This window comes from Enterobacter chengduensis, from assembly GCF_001984825.2.
GTDB classification, from domain to species: Bacteria; Pseudomonadota; Gammaproteobacteria; order Enterobacterales; family Enterobacteriaceae; genus Enterobacter; species Enterobacter chengduensis.
The window spans coordinates 4679039-4690629 of record NZ_CP043318.1; the positions used below are offsets into that span (position 1 = coordinate 4679039).

The window sequence follows — 11591 nt, forward strand, 5'->3', positions numbered from 1 at the left end:
CCCGCTTCGCAGACACCCAGCGTAGCAGGACATGAACTGAAACCTCATATGCAATAGAGCGAGAGTCAGACTAAAAATTATCTCAATACTCCGGCTTGTTTGGCAACTGATTAAATCACCGCGCCGGGCGCATAAGGTAATAAGACGTCAGTCCAACTCAAATCGGTACTCCTTGTATGCTAATTCATGCCCCACGTCAAACATCTGCAACAATCTGAATGCAAAATCATTGCGGGGATTGTCACCCGTCAGCGAATACCCACCAGGCGTGGCGTAATAAATACCACTAACTCGCGCCGTTCATTGTCCTTCCCGTCGTGGCGAAAAAGCTGCCCAAGCCAGGGGATTTTTCCCAGCCCCGGCACGCTGTCGCTGCCGGTTTTGTTCTTCTGCGAAAAAATTCCACCCAACGCCAGCGTTTCTCCACTTTTTACCTCCACCTGGGTTTCTATCTCCTGTTTGTCGATCGCCAGCGTTTCGCCGTCCGCCTGCTGCAGGACCTGCCCCGGCATATTTTCGCTGATGTGTAATTTCAGGCGCACGCGTCCACCGGGCAGGACCACCGGCGTGACCTCCATCCCCAAAACCGCCTCTTTAAACTCAACGGAAGTTGCCCCGCTCTCACCGCTTGACACCTGATACGGAATTTCACTTCCCTGCTTGATGCTGGCCGGCTGCATATGCGAGGCCAGCAGCCGCGGGCTGGCGATGATATCGACCTGCTGTTTCTGCTCCAGCGCAGAGAGCTCCAGATCCAGCAGTCGACCATTGATCCGCCCGATGTTAAAGCCCACGTGGCTGGTGGCGCTGGCGACGGAAAGATCGCTGCCCAGCGTCGTGAGCTGTCCAACCTTGCCCGCGTCGGTCGCGTCGGCGAGACTCCACTTCACCCCCAGCTCACGCAGGCTTTTTTCATTAATGGTCACAATATGCGCCGCCAGCTCGACCTGTTCGACCGGAATATCCATCTGAGCGGCCCAGCGCTGCAGCGTATCCACTACCGTCTGGTTATCCCGAATCAGCAGCCGGTTGGTGCGTTTGTCGACGGATAAGCTCCCCTTTGGGCTCAGGAGCTTTTCCGCGGCTTTTTGCAGCTCTCCGGCATCGGCATAGGAAAAAGGGATGCCGTGAGACACCAGCGGTGCATCAAGCTGTCGTCGCGCCCGCTCCTGTTCTGCGCGTTCCTGCTGTTCACGCTCCCAGGCTGCGGTGTGCACGTAAAAAATCCCACCCTCTTCCCGCAAAACGAGGCCTGCGCTGCTCACCACCGTCTGCAGCGCCTGACGCCAGGGAACGCGCGTCAGGTTAAGCGAAAGCGTGCCGCTGACGTCAGGCGATACCACCAGATTACGGTTCTCCTGTGCAACCAGGCTTTGCAGCACCTGGACAACGGGAACGTCATCCACCACCAGCGTGATCGGTTTTGGCGCGGCGGCCCACAGCGGATGGCTGAACGCCAGTAGCCACAGCATTATCCGTAGATTCATTCTTCTTCGTTCCTTCTCGTTGCCACGTCCATATTCCTGGTTTACATGCCTCACCCACGTCAACAACCAGTTCCGTTTCATTGATGTCTGTTATCGTCCAGCCCGCCGGGAAGCGCTCATGCGTTTTCAGCCGGTACCAGCGCTTCTGTCCATCCTGTAAAATGCCGGTGGCCTGCTGCCCTCTCACCATGCCGCGATAGTGCCACTGGGCCAGCTCGCCGAGGGCGCAGGGATCGTCAGGCGGGCGAAACGGGTCGCGCATGCCGGTTAATAGCAGCGCTGAGCAAACCAGCAGATATCGTGTGCTATTTCGCATGTTCCAGCTCCAGGCGCAGGCGCAACGCCGTACCTTGTGGCGCAATCGTAAAGGCGACAATCTGCACATCCCGCTGCGCCAGCCGGGAAAAAAGCGCCGGGAGTGCTTTCCACTCCAGATCCAGTATCAGTTCCCCTCCGTTCTGCAGGGGCTTCCAGTGCACCAGCGCCGCGTCATCGCCCTGAAAATCGAGCGGGGAAAACGGCATTCGCACCCGTGCTACTGCCGTTTCTGAACGAAACGGCATCTGTCTGACAGCAGGCCATAACGCTGCGTTAGCCCTGACGTTTTCCATCAGCTGGCGTTCTAGTTCAGCACACTGCCTGTCTACCGGTCTGAGCAAGGTGCCACACGCGGCCAGTCCAGCCAGCAGACTCCCCAGACACCAGAAGAGCACCCGCCCCCAGGGGCGGCTTTCGCACCAGCGTTCTAACAGAGCGTCCACGCGCTACCCCTCGCTTTTAAGATGGAGGATGAACGTCCAGCGCCCCTGACCGTCCTGCCGAAGCTCCCCCTCCGTTCCGGGGGTAAAACCCGCTATTTGGCCAAACGCATCGCGCAGCGCAGTCAGTGCCGGCAGGGTGATGGCATACCCGGTCAATATCAGAGTGGGAGGCTGAAAGCGCAGCTCTGTCAGCCAGACCTGAGAAGGAATGGCGGCGGAGAGAGAGGCCAACACGAGCTGCCACGCGCGTTCTTGACGTTCCTGCTCTGGCATCGGCCCTTGTGCGGCGAGTCTCTGCCGGGAGAGGAGCACATGCTGCACGGACTGCGCTCCCCTCAGATCCGCTTGCAGCGCCTGGATCCTCACGAGAGGATTCATCCGCAGACAGAAAATGGCCGCGAGCGTCAACAGCACGGTGCCGACCCAGAGTACGCCCCAGAAACGCAGGCACCGGGCGCGCCGCTGCTGTCGCCAGGGCATAAAGTTCATGATGCTCATCCAGGCACCTCGCTCATGGCTAACGCCAGCGCAACGGTATAATCCGCCCCGCATTCCGGAAGTGGGGCATGGCAGCGTTCCAGAATGTCCCACGGCTCACGTTGGCTATCAAAAAGCGCAACGTCATCCGCCCGCAGAGCCAGCAGTGCCGCCAGATCGGCCACGTTTTCTGCTTCGGTAGTCAAGCGCCGCCCCCACTGGTGGCGCATCGCCCACAGCCACTGGCGATCGTCCCGCCAGGCGACACACTGCGCCGGTGCCAGCGCGGGCAGAAGATTCGCCAGCGCGCTGGCATCCGGCGTAATGGTCACCAGCCGCAAACGCAGCGCTTTCGCTAACGTCAGAAGGGTATCGACCTCTTTGTTTTGTGCGGCCGTCACGTGAAAGGTATTGCTGAACGTATCCTGCGCGTAATCGAAGCAGAGCGTATCGGCCGACATCTCCAGGTCGCGCGCGAGCGCGGCGCCAAGCCATGAGAGCTGCTCGCTGTCGCGCAGCGCAACGGTCGGGCGGGGAAGCGAGCGTTGCAGGGTCCGTGCCGCCGGGAATGAGAGGAACACCCGGTGATAGTGCGGCAGCGTTTTCCGCCAGTCGCGCAACGCATCAACCAGCTGTTCTGGCTGACAAATTTTGCCGTCACGAATGATGCCTTCGCCCAGAGGAATCGCCCACCAGCGGCGCAAGCACCAGCCCGACTTCTCGCGGGCCAACGCGACGATCCGCACCCTATCCTGTTGAATATGAACGCCCGTTTGCCATGTTTTGAAAGCCATGCTTCACGATCTCCTTATCGTCCGTCTCCTTGACGGCTATATCAATGAATCAGGCTTGCCTTTATACTACTGCGCGATTGTTTAGAAACTGCCCAAGTGAAACCAAATGGGAAATCTCCGGTGAAGTTCGTAAAGTATTTATTCATCCTTGCAGTCTGTTGCATTCTGCTGGGAGCAGGCTCGATTTACGGTTTGTACAAATATATTGAGCCACAGCTACCTGATGTCGCCACGCTTCGCGATGTGCGCCTCCAGATCCCGATGCAGGTCTATAGCGCCGATGGCGAGCTGATGGCGCAGTATGGCGAGAAGCGTCGTATCCCGCTGACCTTAAACCAAATTCCACCCGTGATGGTAAAAGCCTTTATCGCCACGGAGGACAGCCGTTTCTACGAGCACCACGGCGTCGATCCGGTGGGGATTTTCCGTGCCGCAAGCATTGCGCTGTTCTCGGGTCACGCCTCCCAGGGGGCGAGTACCATTACGCAGCAGCTGGCGCGTAACTTCTTCCTCAGCCCTGAAAAGACGCTGATACGTAAGATCAAAGAGGTGTTTCTTGCAATCCGCATTGAGCAGCTGCTGAGCAAAGACGAAATCCTTGAGCTGTACCTCAACAAAATCTACCTGGGCTACCGCGCCTACGGGGTGGGGGCTGCCGCACAGGTGTACTTCGGTAAGCCTGTTGAGCAACTCACCTTAAGCGAAATGGCGACCATCGCCGGTCTGCCAAAAGCGCCGTCCACGTTTAACCCGCTCTACTCCCTCGATCGCGCCACCGCGCGTCGTAACGTCGTCCTGTCACGTATGCTGAGCGAAGGCTATATCAGCCAGAGCGAGTACGACCAGGCGCGTAACGATGTCATTGACGCTAACTACCATGCCCCGGAAATTGCCTTTGCGTCTCCTTACCTGACCGAGATGGTTCGCCAGGAGATGGTGAATCGCTACGGCGACAAGGCCTATGAAGATGGCTATCGCGTGTACACCACCGTCACCCGCAAAGTCCAGCAGGCGGCGCAGGAAGCGGTACGGAACAACGTGATAGACTACGATATGCGTCACGGCTATCGCGGCCCGTCAAACGTGCTCTGGAAGGTGGGCGAAAGCGCGTGGGACAGCAAAAAAATCACCAGTACGCTGAAGGCGCTGCCCACCTACGGCCCGCTCCTTCCAGCCGTGGTGACGCAGGCCGATCCTCAGGAAGCCGTGGCGACGCTCGCGGACGGTACCTCCGTCTCCCTGCGCATGGACGGTATTCGCTGGGCGCGTCCGTACCGTTCGGACACCCTTCAGGGCGCCACGCCGCGTAAAGTGACCGATGCCGTACAGGCCGGGCAGCAAATCTGGGTGCGCAAGGTGGGGGAATCCTGGTGGCTGGCGCAGGTGCCGGACGTCAACTCGGCCCTCGTCTCTATCAACCCGCAGAACGGCGCAATCCTGGCCCTGGTCGGTGGGTTTGATTTCAACCAGAGCAAATTTAACCGCGCCACCCAGGCGCTGCGTCAGGTTGGTTCCAATATCAAACCGTTCCTCTACACGGCCGCGATGGATAAGGGCTTGACCCTCGCCAGCATCCTTAACGACGTGCCAATCTCCCGCTGGGATGCGGGTGCCGGTTCCGACTGGCAGCCGAAGAACTCCCCTGCGGAGTACGCCGGTCCTATTCGCCTCCGTCAGGGCCTGGGACAGTCGAAAAACGTGGTGATGGTGCGCGCCATGCGCGCGATGGGCGTCGACTATGCCGCAGAGTATCTGCAGCGCTTTGGTTTCCCGGCGCAGAACATCGTTCGCACCGAGTCATTGGCGTTAGGCTCCGCCTCCTTTACGCCGCTTCAGGTTGCACGTGGCTACTCGGTAATGGCCAACGGCGGCTTCCTGGTTGACCCGTACTTCATCAGCAAGATCGAAAACGATCAGGGCGGCGTGCTGTTCGAGGCGAAGCCGAAGATTGCCTGTCCTGACTGCGATATTCCGGTGATTTACGGCAATACGCCGAAATCCGAGGTGCTTGAAAACAAGGACATGGAAGATCCAGCCGTGTCTCAGGAGCAGCCAAACATTGTCGTGCCGCAGCCGCAGCTGGAGCAGGCTAACCAGTCGCTGGTCGCGCAGACCGGCGCGCCGGAATATGCCCCGCATGTGATCAACACGCCGCTGTCGTTCCTGATCAAAAGCGCGCTTAACACCAACATCTTCGGTGAACCGGGCTGGCAGGGCACCGGCTGGCGCGCAGGGCGTGATTTGCAGCGCCATGATATCGGCGGTAAAACGGGGACAACCAACAGTTCGAAAGATGCGTGGTTCTCCGGCTACGGGCCGGGCGTGGTGACCTCGGTCTGGATCGGTTTCGACGATCACCGCCGCGACTTAGGTCGTACCACGGCCTCCGGCGCGATTAAAGATCAGATTTCCGGCTACGAAGGCGGCGCGAAAAGCGCACAGCCGGCGTGGGATGCGTACATGAAATCCGTTCTTGAAGGCGTGCCGGAGCAGCCGCTGACGCCGCCGCCGGGCGTGGTGACGGTCAATATCGACCGCAGCACGGGCCAGCTCGCCAACGGCGGTAACAGTCGCGAAGAGTATTTCATCGAGGGCACCCAGCCAACCACGCAGGCGGTGCATGAGGTGGGTACAGAGATTATCGATAACGGCGAGACGCACGAGCTGTTCTAAGCATAAAAATGCCCGGTAAAAACCGGGCACAGCATCGTATGCCGGGTAAGGCGAAGCCGCCACCCGGCTTTTTTATGGCCTACAGTCGCCCCTGCCCCTTCAGCCACTCCCGTACCAGGAACAGCGCGCTCACGTTGCGAGCCTCATTAAAGTCAGGGTCTTCCAGCAGATCCATCAGGTGCGCTAACGGCCAGCGAACCTGAGGCAGCGGCTCCGGCTCATCCCCTTCCAGCGCTTCAGGATAGAGATCTTCCGCCACCACGATATTCATTTTGCTGGAAAAATAGGACGGCGCCATGCTCAGCTTTTTCAGGAATGAAAGCTCATGCGCGCCAAAACCCACCTCTTCTTTCAGCTCGCGATTTGCCGCTTCAAAGACGGTTTCACCCGGGTCGATAAGCCCTTTCGAGAACCCAAGCTCGTAAGATTCCGTTCCCACCGCGTATTCGCGGATCAAAATCAGGTGATCGTCGATAATGGGAACAATCATCACCGCTTCGCGCGAAGAGGGGCGCATACGTTCATAAACGCGACGCACACCGTTGCTGAACTCCAGGTCCACACTTTCGACATTAAACAGGCGCGATTTGGCGACAGTTTCAACATTCAGAATGGTGGGTTTTTGTAATGGTTTGCTCATCGTGATGGGTCTTAGCAGTGAGAACTGGCGTTATTGTGCGATACGCCGCACGGTTTCGGCAATGTCAATCGTTCTTTATTTACATTTATGCAACGTAACTGGGATCAATCCTCAATTCAAAACAAATGTCAAGAGGTTGAAATGTTTCCAGGAATTTGCTGATATCGCGCCATAACAGGCTTTGCTATCATCACCGATCACTGGGATACGCTTCAGAATGCTCAAGTTCGACGCCATACTTGCCGATAGCCAACCTCAGATTCTCGTTCAATGTAAAGGTGCTAATGACTACACCTGTAAGAAGATAAGTAAGATGGGGAAAGCATGAGCACCATTTTGATTGTTCTCGCTGCTATGCTGGCCAGCGCATTGGTTGCAGGATGGTTGTACAGGCGTCGTACACAGCGCCATTACCGTCTGCCCTTTTTAAATGCATTCGCGGGAGCAAGCACGCGTAAACTCACGCAAGACGAGCGCGACGCGGTTGAAAACTATCTCGAAATTCTGAACCGTTCTCAGTTAACGCCTGGGCCAACGGGGGCCACCGCTGCGCCCGTCGCGCTAAAGCTGAATGCGCAAAGCGATACCGTGCTCTGCGTGACGCGCTCCATCACGCGCTACGGCATCACCACTGATGACCCCAATAAATGGCGCTATTACCTTGATTCCGTCGAAGTGCATCTGCCCCCGTCCTGGGAGCAGTACATTAATGACGAAAACAGCGTTGAGCTGATCCACACCGACTCGTTGCCTCTGGTTATCTCGCTTAACGGCCATACCCTGAATGAATACCTTCAGGAAGCCCCGCGCTTTGCGCTGGAGCGGGCGAGCTCGAAGCAGGCTTCCATTCGTGGCGAAGAGACGGAGCAGATCGAACTGCTGAACATTCGCCAGGAGACGCATGAAGAGTATGCGCTGAGCCGCCCGGACGGCATCCGTGAAGCCATTCTGATCGTCGCTGCCTTTCTGCTCTTTTTTTTCTGCCTGCTCACGCCGGATGTGTTTGTTCCCTGGCTGGCGGGAGGCGCGGTGCTGCTGCTGGCGGGCGGGCTTTGGGGCCTCTTTGCCCCACCGGCCAAAACCTCGCTACGCGAGATCCACTGCCTGCGCGGTACGCCAAAGCGCTGGGGCCTGTTCGGTGAGAACGATCAGGAACATCTCAACAATATTTCGCTCGGCATTATCGACCTGATCTACCCTCGCCACTGGCAGCCGTGGATTGCGCAGGACTTAGGGCAGAAAACCGATATTGATATCTACCTTGACCGCCACGTTGTGCGCCAGGGACGCTTCTTGTCCCTGCATGATGAAGTGAAAAATTTCCCGCTTCAGCACTGGCTGCGCAGCGCGGTCATCGCCGGTGGCGCGGCGCTGGTCTTAGTGATGCTGCTGCTTTTCGTCCCGCTGGATATGCCCATCAAATTCACCCTGTCGTGGATCAAAGGGGCGCAAACCATTGAAGCGACCAGCGTCAACAAGCTGGATGAAGCCGGCGTACGCGTGGGGGACACGCTGCGCCTGAAGGGTACCGGGATGTGCAATATTCACGCCCCGGGGGCGTGGAACACCCGCCAGAGCTCACCGTTCATGCCGTTCGATTGCTCGCAAATTGTCTGGAACGACGCGCCGCCGCTGCCGCTGCCGGAATCCGAAGTGGTGAATAAAGCCACGGCCCTTAGCCAGACTGTAAATCGGCAGCTGCACCCGAAACCGGACGATGACCCGCGCGTCAGTCCGGCGCTGCGCTCGGCCATTCAGAAGTCAGGCATGGTCCTGCTGGATGATTTTGGCGACATCGTCCTGAAAACGCAGGACTTATGCTCCTCTCAGGATGAGTGCATACGTCTTAAAAACGCCCTGGTTAACCTGGGTAACAGTAAAGACTGGGACTCGCTGGTGAAACGCGCCGAAGCGGGACGGCTGGACGGCGTCAACGTGCTGCTGCGTCCGGTGAGCGCTGAATCGCTGGATAACCTGGTCGCCACCTCCACATCGCCGTTCATGATGCGCGAGACCACCCGTGCGGCTCAGGCGCTGAACAGTCCGGCACCGGGCGGGTTTGTCATTGTCAGCGATGAGGGCAGCGACCTGGTCGATCAGCCTTACCCGCAGGTTGCGCTGTATGACTACCCGGCGCAGGAACAGTGGAGTCAATTCCAGCGCCTGGCGCAGATGCTAATGCAAACGCCGTTCAGCGCCGAAGGGATTGTCACAAGCATCTACACCGATGCCAACGGCACGCGCCATATCGGCCTGCACCGGATGCCGGACAGCGCAGGTTTGTGGCGTTACATCGGCACCTCCCTGCTGATGACCGCCATGCTGATCGCCATTTTCTGGAACGGCTTTATGGCCCTGCGCCGCTACCAGCGCTCGCGTACGCGGCTTGCCGACATCCAGCAATATTACGAAAACTGCCTCAACCCTAAGCTGATCCCCTCGTCTGAGAGCCTGATCTGATAACGTCGTTGCGCGACAAGATGTGCTACCCTGTCGCGCACGTTTCTTCTGGCTGGAGTTCCCCTAATGCATCTTGATATCGCCTGGCAGGAGGTTGATACCGTTCTGCTGGATATGGACGGCACGCTGCTCGATCTCGCCTTTGATAACTATTTCTGGCAAACGCTGGTTCCTGAAACCTATGGCCAGCAGCAGGGGATCACCCCGGCAGAAGCGCAGGCATTCATTCGTTCGCAATATAGCGCGGTCCAGCATACGCTAAACTGGTACTGTCTTGACTACTGGAGCGAGCGCCTCGGTCTGGATATTTGTGCCATGACCACCGCCCAGGGCCCACGCGCCGTTCTGCGCGAGGATACCGTGCCCTTTCTGGACGCGCTGAAAGCCAGCGGCAAGCGCCGTATTTTGCTGACCAACGCGCATCCGCATAACCTGGCGGTGAAGCTGGAGCACACGGGTCTGGCATCGCACCTTGATTTATTACTTTCCACCCACACATTTGGTTATCCGAAAGAGGATCAGCGTTTGTGGCATGCGGTGAAGGAAGAGACGGGTTTGCAGCCGGAACGCACGCTGTTCATTGATGACAGCGAGCCCATTCTGGATTCCGCGGCAAGGTTTGGCATTCGCTACTGTCTGGGCGTCACCAATCCTGACTCTGGTCTGGCTGAAAAAAGCTATCTGCGCCACCCGGGACTGAACGACTATCGCCAGATGATCCCCTCGCTGACCGTGAAGGAGACGCCATGAAAGAAAAACCCTCAGACGGGGTAAGACTGGATAAATGGCTGTGGGCAGCCCGTTTTTATAAAACGCGCGCTCTTGCCCGCGAGATGGTTGACGGCGGTAAAGTGCATTACAACGGCCAGCGCAGCAAGCCGAGCAAGCTGGTTGAGCTAAATGCCACCTTAACGCTGCGTCAGGGCAACGATGAACGTACGGTGGTGATTAAAGCCATTACCGAACAGCGGCGGCCCGCAACGGAAGCCGTACTGCTTTATGAAGAGACGGCAGAGAGCACAGAAAAGCGCGAGAAGACCGCGCTGGCGCGCAAAATGAATGCGCTGACCATGCCCCACCCGGACCGGCGTCCGGATAAAAAAGAGCGCCGCGATCTGATGAAATTTAAACACGGTGAGACCGAGTAACCTCACCCGCACGAGAGATGAAAATGGCCCAACACGACCAATTACACCGCTATCTGTTTGAACAATTCGCCGTGCGCGGCGAGCTGGTCACCGTATCCGAAACCTGGAAACAGATTCTGGAAAACCACAACTACCCGCTGCCGGTGAAGACCCTGTTGGGCGAACTGCTGGTTGCCACCAGCCTGCTGACCGCAACGCTGAAATTTGCCGGTGATATCACCGTGCAGCTGCAGGGCGATGGTCCGATGACGCTGGCGGTGATCAACGGCAATAACCAGCAGCAGATGCGCGGCGTGGCGCGCGTTCAGGGAGACGTGCCTGAAAACGCGGACCTCAAAACGCTGGTGGGTAATGGCTACCTGGTGATCACCATCTCCCCTGAGGAAGGTGAACGCTATCAGGGCGTGGTGGGTCTGGAAGGCGACACCCTCGCTGCCTGCCTGGAAGATTACTTCATGCGTTCTGAACAGCTGCCGACGCGTCTGTTCATCCGCACCGGCGAAGTGGACGGCCAGCCCGCTGCGGGCGGTATGCTGCTGCAGGTTCTGCCTGCGCAGGATGCGCAGACCAATGACTTTGAGCACCTAGCGACGCTGACTGAAACCATTAAAGCGGAAGAGCTGTTCACCCTGTCGGCGACCGACGTGCTGTGGCGTCTGTACCACGAAGAAGAAGTAACCGTCTACGACCCGCAGTCCGTGGAATTTAAGTGCACCTGTTCCCGCGAGCGCTGTGCAGGCGCGCTGAAAACCCTGCCGGATGAAGAGATCGACAGCATCATGGCGGAAGACGGCGAAATTGATATGCACTGTGACTACTGCGGTACGCACTATGTGTTCAATTCGATGGATATCGCTGAGATCCGCAACAACGCCTCCCCGGCGGATCCGCAGGTTCACTAAGCCTCTTTCCCCCTCACCCTGCCCTCTCCCCAAAGGGGAGAGGGTGTATTAGTTCCCTCTCCCCTTTGGGGAGAGGGTTAGGGTGAGGGGTAACCCCCCCCAAGCTGAATCGTTTTCCCAATGTAACTCTTACGTAATTTTCTTACGTGTATGCGATTACATTCACATTCCTTCCGATAAAATCACCAGCGTTTAACCTTTTAGGAACATTTTCCCCAACCAAAAAGCGATTCCTGCGATAATCCGCCT

At 57.8% G+C, this 11591-nt stretch carries 11 protein-coding genes; 5 read left to right on the forward strand and 6 right to left on the reverse strand.

The genetic code is table 11. The features are described from left to right. Positions 1-248: 248 nt before the first annotated feature. From hofQ to FY206_RS22765, 5 genes are read right to left on the reverse strand one after another with little or no spacing between them, the layout of a single operon-like run. Positions 249-1472 (reverse strand): DNA uptake porin HofQ, encoded by a 1224-nt coding sequence (hofQ, locus tag FY206_RS22745; RefSeq protein WP_229267863.1) that lies wholly within the window; start codon positions 1470-1472, stop codon positions 249-251. After that, positions 1399-1803 (reverse strand): HofP DNA utilization family protein, encoded by a 405-nt coding sequence (locus FY206_RS22750; protein WP_032644569.1) that lies wholly within the window; start codon positions 1801-1803, stop codon positions 1399-1401. The genes hofQ and FY206_RS22750 overlap by 74 nt, the downstream gene beginning before the upstream one ends. After that, positions 1793-2248, reverse strand: coding sequence for a HofO family protein (locus FY206_RS22755; RefSeq protein ID WP_032644570.1), 456 nt, complete (start codon positions 2246-2248; stop codon positions 1793-1795). Before FY206_RS22755 ends, FY206_RS22750 begins: the two co-directional genes overlap by 11 nt. 3 nt (positions 2249-2251) lie before the next feature. Beyond that, entirely contained in the window at positions 2252-2746 is a 495-nt protein-coding gene (locus tag FY206_RS22760; protein ID WP_032644571.1) for a PilN domain-containing protein, read from the reverse strand. Beyond that, positions 2743-3519, reverse strand: a complete 777-nt coding sequence (locus FY206_RS22765; protein ID WP_032644572.1) for a type IV pilus biogenesis protein PilM — start codon at positions 3517-3519, stop codon at positions 2743-2745. Before FY206_RS22765 ends, FY206_RS22760 begins: the two co-directional genes overlap by 4 nt. Before the next feature lie 120 nt (positions 3520-3639). Here FY206_RS22765 and mrcA point away from each other — a divergent pair, with 120 nt between their 5' ends. Next, a complete protein-coding gene (mrcA, locus tag FY206_RS22770; protein WP_032644573.1) occupies positions 3640-6192 on the forward strand; it encodes a peptidoglycan glycosyltransferase/peptidoglycan DD-transpeptidase MrcA in 2553 nt (850 codons plus the stop codon). Between the two features lie 79 nt (positions 6193-6271). Here the strand turns inward: mrcA and nudE are convergent, their stop codons facing one another. After that, positions 6272-6832, reverse strand: a complete 561-nt coding sequence (gene nudE / locus FY206_RS22775; RefSeq protein ID WP_032644574.1) for an ADP compounds hydrolase NudE — start codon at positions 6830-6832, stop codon at positions 6272-6274. A 324-nt stretch (positions 6833-7156) separates the two neighbouring features. Here nudE and FY206_RS22780 point away from each other — a divergent pair, with 324 nt between their 5' ends. From FY206_RS22780 to hslO, 4 genes are all read left to right on the forward strand, one after another. Continuing rightward, positions 7157-9292 (forward strand): intracellular growth attenuator family protein, encoded by a 2136-nt coding sequence (locus FY206_RS22780; protein WP_045890199.1) that lies wholly within the window; start codon positions 7157-7159, stop codon positions 9290-9292. 66 nt (positions 9293-9358) lie between these two features. After that, on the forward strand, positions 9359-10042 hold the full coding sequence (gene yrfG / locus FY206_RS22785; RefSeq protein WP_032644576.1) for a GMP/IMP nucleotidase: 684 nt from the start codon (positions 9359-9361) through the stop codon (positions 10040-10042). Then, positions 10039-10440: a ribosome-associated heat shock protein Hsp15 gene (hslR, locus tag FY206_RS22790; protein ID WP_032644577.1), complete on the forward strand. Its 402-nt coding sequence runs from the start codon at positions 10039-10041 to the stop codon at positions 10438-10440. Before yrfG ends, hslR begins: the two co-directional genes overlap by 4 nt. A 17-nt stretch (positions 10441-10457) precedes the next feature. Further along, entirely contained in the window at positions 10458-11342 is an 885-nt protein-coding gene (gene hslO, locus FY206_RS22795; RefSeq protein WP_167513856.1) for an Hsp33 family molecular chaperone HslO, read from the forward strand. The last annotated feature ends 249 nt before the right edge of the window (positions 11343-11591 follow it).